The sequence below is a fragment of the Clostridium sp. 1001275B_160808_H3 genome, assembly GCF_015550425.1.
In the GTDB taxonomy this organism is placed as follows: Bacteria; Bacillota; Clostridia; order Clostridiales; family Clostridiaceae; genus Clostridium.
The window spans coordinates 21,841-40,307 of sequence record NZ_JADNAT010000018.1; the positions used below are offsets into that span (position 1 = coordinate 21,841).

Genomic DNA, 18,467 nt, shown 5'->3' on the forward strand with positions numbered 1-18,467 from the left:
TATAGGGGTGTTTTATATGTTTATTGATCATGAGTATATTGAAAGAATTTTAGAAGAAGCAAAGGGAGCAACAAGTAAGGATATAAAGGCTGTTTTAGAAAAGGCTAAAAAAAGAGCGGGATTATCTTATGAAGATATAGCAGTTCTTCTTCAAGTAGAGGATAAAGAAGATTTAAAAGAAATATACAAATTAGCAGGGGAAATTAAGGATTCAATTTATGGTAAAAGAGTAGTAATTTTTGCACCGTTATATGTTAGCGATTATTGCGTAAATAATTGTGTTTATTGTGGATATAAAAGAAGTAATGACTTTGGAAGAAGAAAATTAACTATGGAAGAAGTAGCTGAAGAAGTTAAAATATTAGAAAAAATGGGACATAAGAGATTAGCATTAGAACTTGGGGAAGATCCAGTTAATGCACCAATAGACTACGTATTAGAATGCTTAGATACTATTTATAAAACTCAAAATGATAATGGAGAAATTAGAAGAGTTAATGTTAATATAGCTGCAACAACTGTAGAAGAATATAAAAGACTAAAAGAAGCTAAAATAGGTACTTATATATTATTCCAAGAGACATACCATAAACCAACTTATGATAAAATGCATCCAAAATCATTAAAAGGAGATTATAATTACCATTTAACTGCATTTGATAGAGCAATGGAAGCAGGAATAGATGATGTAGGAGCAGGAGTATTATTTGGACTAGCTGATCCTAAATTTGAAGTAATAGGACTTATGATGCATAATAGACACTTAGAAGAAAAATATGGAGTTGGATTCCATACAATTTCAATGCCAAGATTAAAGCCAGCTTCAGGGGTAACACTACAAGAGTTCCCTAATTTAGTAGATGATGAAATGTTTAAAAAGTTAGTTGCAATTATAAGAATAGCTGTACCATTTACAGGAATTATAATGTCAACAAGAGAAACAGCAGAAATGAGAAGAGAGCTATTAAGATGTGGTGTATCTCAAATCAGTGCAGGTTCAAGTACTGGAGTTGGGGGATATAAGGAAAGGGAAGAGGGTACAGAAACTCTTCAATTTAAGACATCAGATGATAGAACTCCATTAGAAGTAATAAAATCTGTTTTAGATGATGGATATATACCAAGCTATTGTACAGCATGCTATAGAAGAGGAAGAACTGGTGAAAGGTTTATGAAGCTTGCAAAGAGTGGTGAAATTCAAAATGTGTGTGAGCCTAATGCAATGACAACTCTTTTAGAATTTGCTATAGATTATGGTGATAAGGAAATATTAGAAAAAGCTGAAGCTGTTATAAAAACTGAGAGAGAAAGAATAAAGAGAGATGACATAAAAGAGCTTTTAGATAAAAACTTAGAAAGACTTAGAGATGGAGAAAGAGATTTATATCTATAGGAGGATAACTGTATGAATTCAACACCAAATGCTAATAGAAAACATATAGCTGTTTTTGGAAAGACAAATGCAGGAAAGTCATCTTTGATAAATAGATTTTTAGGACAAGAAGTTTCGCTTGTATCTGAAAAAGAAGGAACAACTACAGATCCAGTACAAAAAGCTATGGAGCTTATACCAGTTGGACCAGTTTTAATTATAGATACAGCTGGATTTGGAGACAAAAGTGAACTTGGAGAAGTAAGAGTTAAAAGAACTCTAGATATACTTAAAAGAACTGATGTAGCAATTTATCTTTTTGATATTAATGATATTGATTTAGAAGAATTTAAAGAAGCTAAAAGAAATTTTAAAAAATATAATATACCTTATGTAGTTGTTATAAATAAATCTGATAGTGTTAATGAAAATATCTTAGAAGAATTACAAACTAAATTTAAAGATTCGATATTTTTATCCTCAAATACAGGTGAAGGAATTGAATTACTAAAGGAGAAACTTATAGAAATTTTAAAAGAAGAAGAGGAAGAACTACCGATAGTAGGAGATTTACTTCCTTATAATAGTAAAGTTATATTGGTTGTACCGATAGATTCAGAAGCTCCTAAAGGAAGAATAATTTTACCTCAAGTACAATGTATAAGAGATTGCTTAGATCACGGTATAAAGAGCTACGTTGTAAGAGATACAGAGCTTGAAAGTGCACTTGAAGAATTAAAGGATGTAGATTTAGTAATAACAGATTCTCAAGCATTTAAAGAAGTTGATAAAATTGTTCCTAAAAATATTAAGCTTACAAGTTTTTCAATGCTATTTGCAAGACAAAAGGGAGATTTCGAAGAGTTTATAAAAGGTGCTTTAAAAATCAAAGATTTAAATAAGAACTCAAGAATTTTATTTGCAGAAAGCTGTACTCATAATGTTTCACATGAAGATATTGGAAGAGTTAAAATTCCTAAGCTATTAAACAAATATGTTGGTGCTGATTTAACATATGATTATAGTATTTTCCATGACTTCCCTGAAGATATAGATAAATATGATTTGATAATTCATTGCGGAGCATGTATGATAAATAGAAAAACTGTAATTAATAGAGTAAAGCAATGTAAGGAAAAAAATGTTCCAATAACTAATTATGGTATTGTATTAGCATATTTAAATGGAATATTAGAAAGAAGCCTGTCTTTGTTTAATATTAAAAATGATGATATAATGTAGAAGCTTAAATTAACAAAGGAAAAAAGGGGGATATAATCATGAAAGAATTAGTTGTAGAATCAAATAGATGTTATATGTGTAAAAATCCAAAATGCCAAGCAAATTGTCCAATTAATACTCCTGTACCAGAAATAATAGGGTTATTTAAAGAGGGACAAATAGCAAAAGCAGGTGAAATACTATTTAAGAATAACCCCTTATCTTTAGTATGTTCTATAGTTTGTCCTCACGAGGATCAATGTAAAGGAAACTGCATTAGAGGAATTAAGGATGAACCAGTAAGCTTTTGTGATATTGAAAGACACATATCTAAATATTATTTAGAAAATATAAGGCTTGAAAAAGAAAATGAACTAGATGAAAGAGTGGCAATAATTGGGGGAGGTCCTGCAGGAATAACAATTGCATTTATATTGGCACAAAAAGGATATAAAGTTACTATATTTGACTCACATGACAAGATTGGTGGAGTATTAAGATATGGTATTCCAGAATTTAGATTGCCAAAGAGTATTATAGATCATTATGAAGAAAGATTAATTGAACTCGGAGTTAAAATAAGGCCAAATACATTAGTTGGACCTGTATTAACTTTAGATAAACTTTTTTATGATGGATATAAAGCAATATTTATTGGTACTGGTGTATGGAACCCAAAAACTCTAGATATAAAGGGCGAAAGCTTAGGGAATGTACATTATGCAATTGACTATTTAAAATCACCTGAAGTATATAACTTAGGAAAGAAAGTATGCATAATAGGAGCTGGAGATGTTGCGATGGATGCAGCAAGAACAGCAAAGAGAAATGGAGCTAATGAAGTATATATACTATATAGAAAAGGTATGGAAAATGTACCTGCTACAAAAGCTGAATTAGAAGGAGCAATTTCAGATGGTATTAAATTTGAATTATTTAAGTCTCCTTTAGAATTAACAGAAGATGGAGTAAAATATATAGAAACAGAAAATGTTGTAGGTGAAGATGGAAGGATAAGTACTGTAACGGTTGAAGGTAAAGAAGGATTATTTGAATGTGATTCAATAATAATAGCTGTTAGTCAATCACCTAAAAACAATATCGTTTCCAATACAACAGGGCTTGAAACAAATAAATGGGGACTTCTATTAACTGATGAAGTTGGACATACAACAAGAGATGGAGTTTTTGCATCAGGAGATGTAGTTACTGGAGCTAAAACTGTAGTTAGGGCAGCATCACATGCTAAGATAGTTGCAGAAGAAATAGAAAAATATATATTGAAAAATAAATAATAAAATATTTTAAATTAGAGGCTATAGATTTATAGTCTCTAATTTTTGTGAGATTTTAGAAAAAGTTGTTTGTTATGAAAAATATATTATATGATATTTTTACATATATATACTATTGTATTAATAACTATTAGTTAAATTATTATTATAAAAAGAAAAGAAAATATTTAATTCTCTGAATTTTCATATATAATATAAGTATGAAAAGGATTTACAAGTTAGGCGGAGGATTTTATGGGAGCGATGGTGGAATTATTAAATGAAGTATGTAAAGAAACTAATGTGAAAATGAGGTTATTAGATGCCAATAATAATGAGATATATGGTAATTTACCTACAACGGAATCTAAGGTGATGAGAAAAATATCTGTTAATAATAAAGCATATAAAATTATATTAGAACAAGATGATATAAAGATAATACCTATGGTTGAATATATATTAAATAAATGTATTAAAAAAGAAAATATAATAAAGGAATTATTAGAAGCAAGAAAACAATGGGATGTTTTAAATGAATCTGTAATAACTAAATCAAATAAAATGTTATTAATTGAGACTAATAAAGAAGATGAAGCATTAGAAATAGTAAGAGATACATATGTAGGAAATGATATTTATGTTGGAGAGATATATGACAGAATAATAGTTATAGGAAATTTAGAGGACGAAAAAGATCATGCCTTTTCATTAAAAGAAACGATAATACAAACTTTAGGAGTAAATGCAAAAATAAGTATAAGTGATTTAGATTATACTTTTCATGGATTTAAAAGGGCATATAGTGGAGCTGTACAAGCTCTTGAGATAGGTAGAAAATTTAAAATTAAGCCTGAAATATATTGCCTTAAAGATATGTATTTGGAGAAAGCTATATTTAATTTATCAAGTGAATATTCAAATGATTTAAAAGAAGAGTATAAAGATATATTTAAAGGCTTTAATCATGAATTAACACAAACTTTAGAGGAAATATTAAAATGTGATTTATCATTAACAAAAGCAGCTAAAAATTTATATATTCATAGAAATACACTGATGTATAGAATTGAAAAAATTAAGAAAGAAACCGGGTTTGATGTACGTAACTTTAAGGAAGCTACTTTTCTTTATATTTTATATATGAATAGTAAAAGAATTTAAATAAAAATATTCTATTAATAATTTGAGTTTAAAATTTAAAAATGAGCCATAATAATTAAAATTAAATACATTATTATGGCTTATTTTTATAATTGTTTATATTGATATACAATAGTTACATGTAAATAAATAAACCTAAGAGTCCTGTTAATGTTATAATCGTTAATGGATTAAACTTGTATTTTCTAAGTAAAAAAAGTGAAATAGAAAAAATTATGATAGCAACTAAGTTAATGTTATTTAAATTTCCGCTTAAAGTAGTTCTTCCTAAAAATGCAATTAAAATTATAGAGGAAGCAGATGATGCAATAAGACCAATTGAAGTTGAACGAAGACCTTTTAAAACATTTGCAATTTCTTCAATATCCTTATGCTTTTTAAAAAAGTTAAATAAGAAAATGGAAATAATCACACCAGTAATTACGCAAGCAAAGGTAGCTAATATTGCACCAAAAATTCCTGCTATTCTTAGACCAACAAAAGTTGAAGCATTAATTGATAGTGGGCCAGGGGTCATTTGAGATATAGTAATAATATCAGTAAATTCTTGAATAGTAAGCCAACCATATTTATTTACCATTTGGTCTTGAATTAGAGGCATTATAGCATAGCCTCCGCCAATACTAAAGGAACCTATTTGCCAAAAGCTTAAAAATAAGGTGATAAGGATGTTAATCATTTCTAAGTCCTCCTAATTTTTTCTTCCTAACATATACTTGAGTAAGGCTAACTATTACTCCAAAAATAATAATAGCTAGTACATTTATATTAAAGAAGAAGCTAGCTATAAATGAAAACGGTACTAGAAAAGATAATAATAAATTTTTTTCTTTAAACACATCATGGCTCATATCAATAACTAGGTCTACAATTGTAGCCGCAACACCAGCTTCCATTCCTTTAAGAATTGCAGAAATAACTATATTACTTCTAAAAGCTTCGTAGAAGAAAGAAATAACGGATAATATTAACAATGGAGGTAAAACTGTACCTATACATGTTATGATAGTTCCTTTTATTCCTAAAAGATTGTAACCTATTAATGAAGATAAATTAACAGCAATGGCTCCAGGATTTGATTGAGCTATTGCTGCCATATCAAGCAATTCTTCGTTATTTATTAATTTCATATCTTCGACTAAATATTTTCTTAATAAAGGAATAATTACGTATCCTCCACCAAAACTAAAACAACTCACTAAAAATGTCACTTTAAAAAGTGAAAAATATAGCTTAAACTCTTTAATTTTCATGTCATGCACTCCTTATAATTTACTCTTATGCATATAAGTATATAGCATAGACACAGGATAAGTATAATAGTATAATTTTATATAATATATAAACATTTAGTAATGAATTAGGAGGGAAAATGAAGATTAGGCATTTACGTATTTTTAAAGCAGTATGTGAAGAGGAAAGTGTCACTAAAGCATCTGAAAAATTGTTTATGACACAGCCAGCAGTTTCCCATGCTATAAGTGAGTTAGAGGATTATTTAGGAGTATCCCTATTTGATAGAATTTCAAGAAAAGTTTATTTAAATGAGACGGGTAAACTATTTCTTACCAAAGTTACAAAGCTATTAGACTTATACGATGATTTAGATAAAAATATTAAAGAATTAGAAGATAATGCTGTTATTAAGATAGGTTCATGTATGACTATTGCAAATTTTATTTTACCTACTATAATAGAAAAATTTCAAGGTGTATGTAAATCTACTCCAACTAAAATTATAGTTGATAATGCAAGAAGTATCGAAAATATGTTATGTAAGAATGAAATTGATTTGGGTTTAATAGAGGGTGTTGTTTATAACGAAGAACTTGAAAGAATTCCATTTTCTTCTTATGAATTAGTAGTGGTTTGTTCTAATAAACATAAATTTGTAAAAGAAAACTCTATAATGTTAAATGAATTAGTAAAGGAAAAGTTATTATTAAGAGAAAAGGGAAGTTCTATTAGAGATATTTTTGATAGTGCTTTACTATTACATGATATAAGAGTTAATCCTAGTTGGACAAGTGTAAACTCTCAAGTTTTAATAGAGGCTGCAAAGAAAAATTTGGGAATAACAGTATTACCTAAAGTATTAGTTGAAAATGAAATTGATCTAGGAAATCTTATTGAAGTCAATGTTAATGAACTTAACTTATCTAATGTAAATAATATTGTTTTTTATAAAGGAAAAGTACAAACTAATAGTTTTAAGGAATTGGTTAATATAATAAAAAATATAGTTTAGTAAACTTAATATAGGTGCATAATAAATCTTTTTTCATATTATAAGTATATATTAAGAAGGTATTTGAGTTTGGGGTGATTTATATATTTAATATGTTATGGAGAGATGAAAAATATAGCATTGATGTAATAATAGACTCTATAGGAAAAATTGATAATAAAGTGCGAATATGTGATTTTTTTGATAATGTTACGTTAAAAAGACCTGATGCTATTAAACTTATTATTTTTACAATAGAAGGAGAACCTATATTTATAACTATAATTTATAATGGAAATTTTATAAAATTAATTGATGATTCAACTAAGACTAATTCAAAACATTATAATGAGTATACTGGGAATAAATATTTAAAAGAAGCTCAAGGAGAAATGATTACTTATAGTTTATACCAAGATGAAGAGTTTATAAGAAGAATGTTTTCTTATAGAAATTAAAATAGTCTATAGGTTTATTTTTAATAATCCTATAGACTATTTTTATAATTTATTTCTTAATTATATGTCTAAGAAAAGCATTAATAAGCATTGTCTATAAATTCAAACTTACTTACATCAAATAATCCTTTATCAGTTATTTTTAGTTCTGGGATAACTGGTAATGATAAGAAAGATAAAGTTAAAAATGGATTGAAATTTATATCTGGAGCAACTTGCTTTATAGCTAAATGTAGTTTGGCTAAATCATCAACAACTTCTTGAGATGTTCTTGAAGTTATTAACCCAGCGATTTCTAGTTGAATTGATGCTAATACCTTTTTATCTTTAACAACTATAATTCCACCATTTATTTTTTTTAGTTCTTCAACTGCAAATAATATATCTTCATCAGATGTTCCACATGTTATTAAATTATGAGAATCATGAGCAACAGTTGTAGCAATTGCTCCATATTTTAGGTTTAATCCTTTTATTACTCCAAGGCCAATATTGCCTGTATTTTTATGTCTTTCAATCACAGCTATTTTTAACAAATCTAAATTTACATCTGATTGAAATGATTTTGTATCTTTTAAGGTACTTATATCAACTTTTACATGATTACTTTCAAGCTTATTTGGATTAATTTTAATTACATTAAGTTTGGTTTTTCCTTCTATATCTATTTCTAAATCTTGAGAAGTAATCTTTTTTGTATTAATATTATTTAATTTAGGAAATTCAAATTGTTTATCAGATGTATTACATACTAATTTATTTTCTTTTACTACTAATGTTCCGTTTTTATAAACTGAGTTAATCTTAAAATTAGATAAATCATCTAATATTAAAAAGTCCGCTACATACCCTGGTGCAATTGCTCCTTTGTATTTAAGGTTATAGCATTCTGAAGGATTTAATGTACACATTTGAATAGCTGTTTCAGGGGCTAGACCATAAGAAATAGCCATTTTGATAGAGTTATCAATACTTCCATTTTCTATTAAATCATCTATATGCTTATCATCTGTGCAAAAACAAATTCTCCTACTATTAGAAATAGAAACAGCCTTTATTAATTCTTTTAGGTTCTTTGCGACAGATCCTTCTCTAATGTGAACATACATGCCTCTTCTTAATCTTTCAACAACTTCTTCAGCTAAATGCGATTCATGATCTGTAACTATATTTGCAGTTGAATAAACGTTAAGCATATCATTTGTAAATCCAGCACAATGACCATCAATTATTAAACCATTTGATTTTGCATCCCAAAGTTTATTAATCATATCATCAGAACAATTTATAACTTCAGGGAAATTCATAACTTCGGCAAGTCCTAATACATTAGATTCATTATATAATTGATGCAAATCGTCACTTCCTAATATTGCTCCAGAAGTTTCAAAAGAAGTAGCTGGAACGCATGAAGGAAGCATAAAGTAATAATCAAATGGAGTAGCTTTAGAAAGATCCATAATCAGTTTTATACCTTTGTCTCCTAGTACATTAGCAATTTCATGAGGGTCAATAACTATAGATGTGATTCCATGCAATAATGCAGCTTTATAGTATTCTTGTGGAGTTACTAGTGACGATTCGATATGAGCATGGGCATCTATAAGACCAGGGCAAATAAATTTGCCAGTACCATCAATTTCAACTGTGCCCTTATAATCACCAAAGCCAACAATAACTCCATTTTTTATAGCTACATTATTTATAAAAGAACTGTTTTGAAATACATCAACAATAGTTATATTATTAATAACTAAGTCACATATTTCTGCTTTACTTGAAGCCTTAATTTGAGATATAAAATCTTTTTTATTCATAAATCCACCTCTGAGTATATTTAAATATAATAATAAACAACCTCACCTGGATTAAAACTTCTTAGTTATACTATTTACGGTAGTATAGTAGAGACGCCCAAACCATATTATCAGGCTTATAGGAAGGTTATTTTTATCTATTATATGAAATACCAGACAAGCTGTCAAAGGAAAAGTTATATTAATATAATATTATTTATAGTTAAATAAAGAACTAAAGAACTTTTAAACTTTTATAATTTATGATTTAATATTTTTATAAGGAGGGGGTATATTTGCCAATCAAAATTCCAAGAGATCTTCCAGCATATAATGTTTTATCTAATGAAAATATATTTGTAATGAATATTGAAAGAGCAGAAACACAAGATGTAAGACCTTTAAAAATAGCAATTTTAAATTTAATGCCAATAAAGATTCAGGCTGAAAATCAATTGCTTAGATATCTATCTAATACTCCAATACAAGTAGAAATAACATTGATACAAACCAAAACATATATGTCTCAAAATACTCCTATTGAGCATTTAAAAAAGTTTTATAATTATTTTGATGAAGTAAAAAATGATAAGTTTGATGGGTTAATAATAACTGGGGCACCTGTTGAAACTATGGAATTTGAAGATGTATCATATTGGGATGAACTAAGAGAAATAATGGAGTGGAGTAAAATGAATGTTTTTTCTACATTACACATATGTTGGGGAGCTCAAGCTGCATTATATTACCATTACAATATAAATAAAAAGCCTTTAGAAAAGAAAATATTTGGAGTATTTCCTCACAAGATTAATAAAATCAGTGAGGATTTAACACGAGGGTTAGATGATATTTTTTATGCACCTCATTCAAGGCATACTACTACATCAAAGGAAGATATAAATAGAGTTAAGGAGCTAGAAATATTATCAGAGTCAGAAGAAGCTGGAGCATTTATTATTGCAACAAGAGATAAAAGACAAATATTTATTACTGGTCATTTAGAATACGATAGAGATACACTAAAAAATGAGTATTTAAGAGATTGTAATAAAGGAATAAAAATAGATATCCCTAAAAATTATTTTCCTAAAGATAATATAAAAGAAACTCCTATAGTAAGATGGAGAGGAAGTGCTAATATAGTTTTTGCTAATTGGTTAAACTATTGCATATATCAAAACACTCCATTTAAACTTGAAAATATAAAGTGATTATTTATACAAAATATAAAATTACTTTGCCTTTATGATTTAAATTTCTATTAATTCATAAGGGCACTTTTTGTTATATATAGTAATATAATAAATTAGAAAGGCATGTATGGAGGATTTTATGAAAGATAGGGCAATTATATTTGGATCTTCAGATAACTTTCTAATATACTTTATTAAATATGTTATTTTAAAGAATATTGAAACTTACCTAGTACTTATGAAGAATGAAGAAATAGATATAATAAAAGATATAGAAAAGGAAGTTACGATAATAAGATTTGATGGAAACATAGAGCATTTAAAATTACTTTTAAAATCTATAGAACCTAAGGTAATATATAATTTATATGATCTAAGCTTAGAAGATAAATATGAAATAAAAGATATTATAAGTAGTAATTACTTAAATATTATTCTAATTTTAGAAGCACTTACAACATCAACAGATACAAAGCTTATTAATTTAGTAAGTAAAAGTAAGGTTAATGAAGAAGGAAATCCACTAAATTTATATTCAGCAGTTCAGAAATCTTTAGAAAGTATTATTCTTTATTATAAAAATATATATAATATAAATACTTCCATAGTATATAAAACTGGAGATGTAAAATTAGATTTAGAGAAATTATATAGTTTTTAAAATGATAAAGCTAATAATGCTTAAAAGTATTATTAGCTTTATCATTTTTATTAATTTAATTATGGTTGAAATTATTAATGATAGAATATATTATATAATTAATATTAATTAATAATTTATATTGCTATTTGGAGGTGTAATATGAAAAAGTATTTTAATTTTGCAATTTTTTATTTAGTCTTGGGGTTAGCCATGGGAGTATTCTACAGGGAGTTTACAAAGCTTAATGGATTTGAAGGAAGAACTGTATTATCAGTTGTACATACTCATGCAATAGTATTAGGATTTATTTTCTTTATTTTAGTGTTACTTTTAGAAAAAAATTTTGGATTATCAAAGATAAAACATTTTAGTAAATGGATGATATTTTATAATGTATCATTAATATATGTTTTAGGAACTTTCACAGCTAGAGGAATAATGCAAGTATTAGGAACTGATTTTGCTGGATTAAGCCATATAGCTGGTCTTGGACATGCTATGATTGGGATTGCAATGATCTGGTTCGTAGTTACAGTTAATAAATCAATAAAAGAATAATATTTTATAATAAATATAATAAAACTTGATAAAAATAAAGGGGGAATAATTACTCCTTTATTTTTTGCACTTTTATAAAATTTGATATATAGTTTAAATATAATTATTTTAATTATAGGAATGGTGCGTACATATGAAAGAGTTAATAAAATATCAATTAGGCAAAATGGAGATATTCAATAAATTAGATAAGGCTACAATAAATGCATTATCTGAATTAGGAGAAAGTAAGTGCTATTTAAAAGGCAGTCATATATTTAGAGATAAAGATGAAATTAATAAAGTTTATATAGTATATAGTGGAAAAGTTGCTCTTTATAAATTAAACGAGTCAGCCCAAAAAAAGATAATATTTATATTAGGTAAGGAGTCTATACTAAATGCAGTAGTTTTAGATGATTTACCAGCTTCTATAAACTGTGAAGTATTTGAAAAAGCTGAGGTTTTATCATTTGATAGAATGAGGTTCCAAGAAATTATGATGAGCGACTTTGAACTAACAAAGATAGTAATATCATCCTTAAGTATAAAAGTAAGAAGGTTATATAGACAGCTAAAAAATTCTACTCCTATAAAGGTTGAAAAAAGAGTTGCGGCAAAGCTATGGAAGTTATCTAAGGATTATGGAATAGAAGTTCAAGATGGAACTATTATAGACTTAAATATAAGTGTAACTTATTTAGCAGATATGTTTGGAGCACCACGAGAAACAATTTCTAGAGCTTTAAAAATACTTCAAGAAAATGATTTAATAATATATGAAAAGAAAAAGATAAAAGTAAAAGATAAAGATAAATTATCTAAATTTTTTAAAGGAATATGATAATAAAAATAAAAACTGTGATGAAAGTCACGGTTTTTATTTTTATTAGCATTTATAATTTAAGCATAGAGATTGTGATAATAATAACAATCATAAGGGGAGAAAAATGATGTTTAATGAAGAATTTAATAAGGTTGCGTCTGCTGCTAAATCTAAGGTTGAACTTTTAAAAAATAATAAACTTGGATATTTTATTAGCTCAATGTTAGCAGGTATCTATGTTGGATTAGGTATTATGTTAATTTTCACAATTGGAGGGTTGCTTAGTTCGGCAAATTCGCCTGTAACAAAAATTGTTATGGGATTATCATTTGGGGTTGCCTTAAGTCTAGTGATATTTGCAGGCTCTGAATTATTTACAGGAAATAATTTCATAATGGCAGTTGGATCATTAAATAAGACTGTTTCTTGGCTAGATACCATTAAGGTTTGGATAGTAAGTTTTATTGGAAACTTAACAGGTTCAATACTTGCAGGATCATTGTTTTTTATGGCTGGTTTAGCAAATGGACCAGTTGGGGAATTTATAGCAAAAACTAGTGCTACTAAAATGTCTTTGCCAGCAAGTGATTTATTTTTTAGAGGAATATTATGTAATATGTTAGTTTGTTTAGCTGTATGGTGTAGCTTTAAATGCAAAGAAGAAGTATCCAAGCTAATAATGATATTCTGGTGTTTATTTGTTTTTATAACAGCAGGTTTTGAACATAGCGTTGCAAATATGACTCTATTAACTATAGGATTGCTATCACCAGCTGGAGCTGCTGTAAGTATAGGTGGATATGCCTATAACATTATAATGGTAACATTAGGTAATATGGTTGGAGGAATTGTATTTATGGCAATACCTTATTACATAATATCTAGAAAGAAAAAAGTAAACTAAGAGGTGTTTAAGATGGGATATAAGCTTAAAGTAGAAGAATTTAATAATGGATTAAAAGAGCTATCAAAAAAATATAAGATATATGCACCAAAAGTTTTCGAAGGAAAGGGAACTTTTTCGGATACTGATATAGTTAGATATGGTGAAATATCAAAAATTGAGGAAATAGAATTCGATAAAAAATCACAGTTTTCATATAAAGAAGTTTTACTACCAATAACACAAACAGTATTTTTCTTTACAGAAGATGAAATAAAAGAACCAAACGTTGATGAAAAGTCAATACTAATATTCCTAAGAAGTTGTGATATGCATTCATTAAAAAGAATTGATGATATTTATTTAAGAAATAAATTTGAAGATCCATATTATAAGAAACTAAGAGAAAAAGCTAAGTTTGTTTTAATGGGCTGCGAAAAAAGCTTTGAAAACTGCTTCTGTGTAAGTATGGAAACAAATAAAACTAATGAATATAATGCATATGTTAAACAATCTGGTGAAGAAGTATTTTTAGATATAAAAGATGAAGAATTAGAAGGTATATTCACTAAATTAAATAATGAATCAATAGATGTAAGTCCAGATTTTGTTGAAAGTAATGATGTTAAAGTTAATATACCAAATAATTTAGAATTAAAAGTTATGAATTCAAAGGTATGGGATGAATATTCAGAAAGATGTATAGCTTGTGGTAGATGTAATTTCGTCTGTCCGACTTGTACATGTTTTACAATGCAAGATATATTCTACAAAGATAATGGAAAAGCAGGGGAAAGAAGAAGAGTTTGGGCTTCATGCCAAGTAGATGGATATACAGATATGGCTGGAGGACATAGCTTTAGAAAAGAAAAAGGACAAAGAATGAGATTTAAAGTTCTTCATAAGGTTTATGATTACAAAAAGAGATGGGGATATCATATGTGTGTAGGTTGCGGAAGATGTGACGATGCATGTCCAGAATATATATCATTCTCAAGTTGTGTTAATAAATTAGAAAAGGCTATGGAAGAGGTGAAGTAATATGAATACAAACGAGTATATACCATTTATATCAGAAATATTAGAAGTTATTAAGCATACAGAAATAGAATATACTTTTAGAATGGCTTTTAAGGGAGATGTAAAACCAGGACAATTCTTTGAAGTATCACTTCCAAAGTATGGGGAAGCTCCTATATCAGTAAGTGGAATAGGTGAAAATTATGTTGATTTAACTATAAGAAGAGTAGGTAAAGTAACAGATGAAATATTCAATAATTATGTTGGAGACAAGCTATTCTTAAGAGGTCCATACGGAAATGGATTTGATATTAACAACTATAAAGGTAAAGAAGTAGTTGTTGTTGCTGGAGGAACAGGATTATCACCAGTTAAGGGAATTGTAGATTACTTCTCAGAAAATAAAGATGACTCAAAAGGATTCACACTTATTTCGGGATTTAAATCTCCAGAAGATATTCTTTTCAAAGAAGATATAAAGGCTTGGGAAAAGAATATGAATCTTATAATAACAGTAGATGGAGCAAAAGAAGGTTACGAAGGAAAAGTTGGACTTGTAACAAAATATGTTCCAGAGCTTGATATAAAAGATAAAGAAAATGTACAAGTAGTTGTTGTTGGACCACCTATGATGATGAAATTTACTGTATTAGAGTTCTTAAAACTTGGCATTAAGGAAGAAAACATATGGATTTCTCAAGAAAGAAAAATGTGTTGTGGAATAGGAAAATGTGGACACTGTAGAATAGACGATACATATATTTGTTTAGATGGACCTGTATTTAATTATTCAAAAGGAAAAGAGTTAATAGATTAGGAGGAGACACTATGGATATCAATACTAAAAAGCTGAAAAAAAATGCCTTTAGAGTTACAAAAAGAAGAGGAATAACAGCTTCAAGAATAAGAGTTCCAGGTGGATTCTTAAAGGCTGAATACTTAGGATTAATTCAAGAAATTGCGGATAAATATGGTGATGGAACAGTTCATTTAACAACAAGACAAGGATTTGAAATCCCAGGCATAGATATGAACGACATAGATGAGGTTAACATTCTCCTTCAACCTATAATAGAAGGATTAGAAATAAATCAAGAAATCCCAGGAAAGGGATATACAGCAGCTGGAACAAGAAACGTATCAGCATGTATAGGTAATAAAGTCTGTCCATACGCAAATTATAATACTACTAATTTTGCTAAGAAGATAGAAAAAGCTATATTCCCTAATGATTTACATTTTAAAATAGCATTAACAGGATGTCCGAATGACTGTATCAAAGCTAGAATGCACGACTTTGGAATAATAGGAATGACAGAGCCACAATTTGATAGAGATAAGTGTATATCATGTGGTGCATGTGTTAGAGCATGTAAGAAAAAATCAACAGGAGCATTACATCCAGAAAACTATAGACCAGTAAGAGATCATAGTAAATGTATAGGTTGTGGAGAATGTGTTATAAACTGTCCAACAGGAGCATGGACAAGAAGTAAAGAAAAATATTATAGATTAGCTATAATGGGTAGAACAGGAAAGAAAAATCCAAGATTAGCTGAAGACTTTATTGTATGGGTAGATGAAGAAAGCATAATAAAAATAATATTAAATACTTATAAGTATGTTGAACAATATATTGCTAAAGATGCTCTAGGTGGAAAAGAGCATATTGGATATATTGTAGATAGAACAGGATTTATGGAATTTAAAAAGTGGGCTCTTGAAGGAGTAGAACTTTCAGATAAAGCTATTCTAAAAGATAATATCTATTGGAGTGGAATAAGATACTAATATAGGTAAATACTTATAAATAAAATTAGTATAAAGTATTAGACAAAATACTAGTTAAATATGTAAAATTAATATGGTAAAACTTCTAAGACCGCTATTTTTAGCGGTCTTAAACTTTAATTTAAGTAAAATACATATGAAATGTGCAAAAAAATTTGTAATAAGAGTATAATAGGGTTATTATAAAAATAAACGAAGTAATAAAGATAATTTAGGAGTAAAATTATGATTCAGCTTTTAGGGATTAAAAAGAATACAGGAGTAGAAATAAGAGAAAAGTTAGCTTTGTCTCAAAAAAAGAGAGAAGGATATACAAAAGAGCTACTTCAATATTTCGATGAGGTTGTTATTCTGAGCACTTGTAATAGAACAGAAATTTATTTTAATGGTTCTTTAAATGGAGAAGAAGGATTAAAAAAGATTTTTGAAGTGCTAAATTGGAATATTAATTTAAGAGATTATTGTTTCTACTTAGATGAAAAGGAAACAGTAAAACATTTGATGGAAGTGGTTTGTGGATTCCACTCAAAGATATTAGGAGAAGATCAAATACTTGGACAAATAAAAGATGCATATCATTTGGCAGATGAACTAAAATCAGTTAAACATGATTTGCAAAGATTATTTCAAGAAGCAATAACTTGCGGCAAAAAATTTAGAACTGAAGGGAAATTATATGAAATTCCAGTTTCTTCTGCATCAATAGCTATTAATGAAGCAATAAAAAATAATGCAAAGAAAATTATGGTTATAGGATATGGAGAAGTAGGAAAACTAGTAGTTAAATATGCTCTTTCTAATGATATAGAAGAATTGAATATTGTAGTTAGAAGAGTTGAAAGTGTTAATGATATTGATGATAAAAGAGTTAACATAATGACTTATGAAGATGGAAGAAATATAATAAATGATATGGAATGTGTGGTTTCTTGCACTTCTGCTCCACACTTAATTATAGAGAAAAAACATATAAAAGAGAGTGGAAATAAGCTAATAATATTTGATTTAGCTTTGCCAAGAGATGTTGATGAAAAAGTTAAAGAATATACAAGGATAGATCTTTATGATATTGATGATATAAGTTCAATGGATGATGAAAATAAAAAACTTAGAAAAGAAAGAATGCTACAGTTTAAAAATATTATAAATGAATATATAGAAGGCTATTTTAATTGGAAGAACATAAGAGATGTAGCGTATGTTATCAAAGATATGAAAAAAAATAGTTCTAGAGTTATAAAAGAAAGGCAAACTACATTAAAGAATAAATGTAATGATAAAAAAGATATAGAAATTGCAGAAAAACTTATAAAGAGTACGTCAGATTACTATGTTAATAGGGCAATAGAAGTATTAAAAGAAGAACAATTAAAGGGGCAAGGAGAAGAATGTATAAAGATACTAGAAAAGATATTCCTAAAGAATCTTTAAATTATACTTATATTTCTATAATGTCTAAGAAATTAAGAGTTGGTATAGTTGGTGGAGGAAATGTTGGCTATATAAAAGGAAAAAACTTTTTACATAAGGGATGCATTGTTGATGTTTTATCTTTAAATTTTATTGATAAATTTTCAAATTTAAAAGATATTAATTTAATTAAAGGAGAATATAATAAGGACTTTATTAGAGATAAGCATTTAATAATAATAGCAACAGATGATTACAATAAGAATTTAGAAATAAAAAAAGATTGTGATGATGAGTATAAAATATACATATTTGCTTCTGAATATTCAAATGGAATGGCAGTAGCACCAGTTCAAAGAGAGTTGAAAAATATAAGCTTTTCAGTAAATACCAAGAATGGAAATCCAAAGGGTTCATTAATGATAGCAGAAAAAATATTGGATTTACTAAAGAATTATGATGACTTTATTGGTTACTCATCTCTTATTAGGGAACAAGCAAAATCTTTAAGAGAAAACAAAAATGATATAATTAAATTTATATGTAGTGAAGATTTCAAATACATATATGAAAAAGGAAAAGACAAAATAGTAATAGATATGTTTTTTGGAAAAGAAGTATCTAATAAAATATATAAAAATTTATAGGA

General features: G+C 27.5%; 19 protein-coding genes and 1 riboswitch. Of the genes, 16 read left to right on the forward strand and 3 right to left on the reverse strand.

Annotated features, from left to right (window positions below):
• Window positions 1-16 precede the first annotated feature (16 nt).
• The 4 genes from hydG (at window position 17) to I2A75_RS13420 (ending at window position 5,031) form a co-directional block, all read left to right on the forward strand.
• Complete coding sequence (gene hydG / locus I2A75_RS13405) at window positions 17-1,393, forward strand: [FeFe] hydrogenase H-cluster radical SAM maturase HydG (protein WP_195265340.1); 1,377 nt, start codon at window positions 17-19, stop codon at window positions 1,391-1,393.
• A gap of 12 nt (window positions 1,394-1,405) precedes the next feature.
• The gene (gene hydF / locus I2A75_RS13410) at window positions 1,406-2,614 is read left to right on the forward strand and encodes a [FeFe] hydrogenase H-cluster maturation GTPase HydF (RefSeq protein WP_195265342.1); all 1,209 of its coding nucleotides are present in this window, start codon (window positions 1,406-1,408) and stop codon (window positions 2,612-2,614) included.
• Between the two features lie 38 nt (window positions 2,615-2,652).
• On the forward strand, window positions 2,653-3,888 hold the full coding sequence (locus I2A75_RS13415; RefSeq protein ID WP_195265344.1) for an NAD(P)-dependent oxidoreductase: 1,236 nt from the start codon (window positions 2,653-2,655) through the stop codon (window positions 3,886-3,888).
• Between the two features lie 234 nt (window positions 3,889-4,122).
• Window positions 4,123-5,031, forward strand: a complete 909-nt coding sequence (locus I2A75_RS13420) for a helix-turn-helix domain-containing protein (protein WP_195265346.1) — start codon at window positions 4,123-4,125, stop codon at window positions 5,029-5,031.
• Window positions 5,032-5,146: 115 nt separating this feature from the next.
• Here the strand turns inward: I2A75_RS13420 and I2A75_RS13425 are convergent, their stop codons facing one another.
• Together I2A75_RS13425 and I2A75_RS13430 are read right to left on the reverse strand one after the other, a co-directional pair.
• Window positions 5,147-5,710 (reverse strand): chromate transporter, encoded by a 564-nt coding sequence (locus I2A75_RS13425; RefSeq protein WP_195265347.1) that lies wholly within the window; start codon window positions 5,708-5,710, stop codon window positions 5,147-5,149.
• Entirely contained in the window at window positions 5,703-6,284 is a 582-nt protein-coding gene (locus I2A75_RS13430) for a chromate transporter (protein ID WP_195265349.1), read from the reverse strand. The genes I2A75_RS13425 and I2A75_RS13430 overlap by 8 nt, the downstream gene beginning before the upstream one ends.
• 119 nt (window positions 6,285-6,403) lie before the next feature.
• Here I2A75_RS13430 and I2A75_RS13435 point away from each other — a divergent pair, with 119 nt between their 5' ends.
• Together I2A75_RS13435 and I2A75_RS13440 are read left to right on the forward strand one after the other, a co-directional pair.
• Complete coding sequence (locus tag I2A75_RS13435) at window positions 6,404-7,279, forward strand: LysR family transcriptional regulator (protein ID WP_195265351.1); 876 nt, start codon at window positions 6,404-6,406, stop codon at window positions 7,277-7,279.
• A gap of 92 nt (window positions 7,280-7,371) precedes the next feature.
• Entirely contained in the window at window positions 7,372-7,716 is a 345-nt protein-coding gene (locus I2A75_RS13440; RefSeq protein WP_195265353.1) for a DUF4362 domain-containing protein, read from the forward strand.
• An 80-nt stretch (window positions 7,717-7,796) separates the two neighbouring features.
• On the opposite strand, the gene ade is transcribed toward I2A75_RS13440, so the two are convergent.
• The gene (gene ade / locus I2A75_RS13445; RefSeq protein WP_195265355.1) at window positions 7,797-9,533 is read right to left on the reverse strand and encodes an adenine deaminase; all 1,737 of its coding nucleotides are present in this window, start codon (window positions 9,531-9,533) and stop codon (window positions 7,797-7,799) included.
• Window positions 9,534-9,575: 42 nt separating this feature from the next.
• A riboswitch (purine riboswitch) is annotated at window positions 9,576-9,677 on the reverse strand.
• A gap of 131 nt (window positions 9,678-9,808) precedes the next feature.
• Between ade and metA the strand changes: the two genes are divergently transcribed.
• From metA to I2A75_RS13495, 10 genes are all read left to right on the forward strand, one after another.
• Complete coding sequence (metA, locus tag I2A75_RS13450) at window positions 9,809-10,726, forward strand: homoserine O-succinyltransferase (RefSeq protein WP_195265357.1); 918 nt, start codon at window positions 9,809-9,811, stop codon at window positions 10,724-10,726.
• A gap of 121 nt (window positions 10,727-10,847) precedes the next feature.
• Complete coding sequence (locus I2A75_RS13455; protein ID WP_195265358.1) at window positions 10,848-11,369, forward strand: NAD-dependent dehydratase; 522 nt, start codon at window positions 10,848-10,850, stop codon at window positions 11,367-11,369.
• Between the two features lie 141 nt (window positions 11,370-11,510).
• Window positions 11,511-11,909: a DUF2871 domain-containing protein gene (locus I2A75_RS13460; RefSeq protein ID WP_195265359.1), complete on the forward strand. Its 399-nt coding sequence runs from the start codon at window positions 11,511-11,513 to the stop codon at window positions 11,907-11,909.
• A 133-nt stretch (window positions 11,910-12,042) separates the two neighbouring features.
• Window positions 12,043-12,732, forward strand: a complete 690-nt coding sequence (locus I2A75_RS13465; RefSeq protein ID WP_195265360.1) for a Crp/Fnr family transcriptional regulator — start codon at window positions 12,043-12,045, stop codon at window positions 12,730-12,732.
• A 109-nt stretch (window positions 12,733-12,841) separates the two neighbouring features.
• Window positions 12,842-13,618: a formate/nitrite transporter family protein gene (locus tag I2A75_RS13470; protein WP_195265420.1), complete on the forward strand. Its 777-nt coding sequence runs from the start codon at window positions 12,842-12,844 to the stop codon at window positions 13,616-13,618.
• Window positions 13,619-13,630: 12 nt separating this feature from the next.
• Complete coding sequence (asrA, locus tag I2A75_RS13475; RefSeq protein WP_195265361.1) at window positions 13,631-14,638, forward strand: anaerobic sulfite reductase subunit AsrA; 1,008 nt, start codon at window positions 13,631-13,633, stop codon at window positions 14,636-14,638.
• Between the two features lies 1 nt (window position 14,639).
• Window positions 14,640-15,434: an anaerobic sulfite reductase subunit AsrB gene (asrB, locus tag I2A75_RS13480; protein ID WP_195265362.1), complete on the forward strand. Its 795-nt coding sequence runs from the start codon at window positions 14,640-14,642 to the stop codon at window positions 15,432-15,434.
• 11 nt (window positions 15,435-15,445) lie between these two features.
• A complete protein-coding gene (gene asrC, locus I2A75_RS13485) occupies window positions 15,446-16,408 on the forward strand; it encodes a sulfite reductase subunit C (protein WP_195265364.1) in 963 nt (320 codons plus the stop codon).
• A 225-nt stretch (window positions 16,409-16,633) separates the two neighbouring features.
• Window positions 16,634-17,839 (forward strand): glutamyl-tRNA reductase, encoded by a 1,206-nt coding sequence (gene hemA, locus I2A75_RS13490; protein WP_195265365.1) that lies wholly within the window; start codon window positions 16,634-16,636, stop codon window positions 17,837-17,839.
• Window positions 17,797-18,465 (forward strand): NAD(P)-dependent oxidoreductase, encoded by a 669-nt coding sequence (locus I2A75_RS13495; protein ID WP_195265367.1) that lies wholly within the window; start codon window positions 17,797-17,799, stop codon window positions 18,463-18,465. The genes hemA and I2A75_RS13495 overlap by 43 nt, the downstream gene beginning before the upstream one ends.
• The last annotated feature ends 2 nt before the right edge of the window (window positions 18,466-18,467 follow it).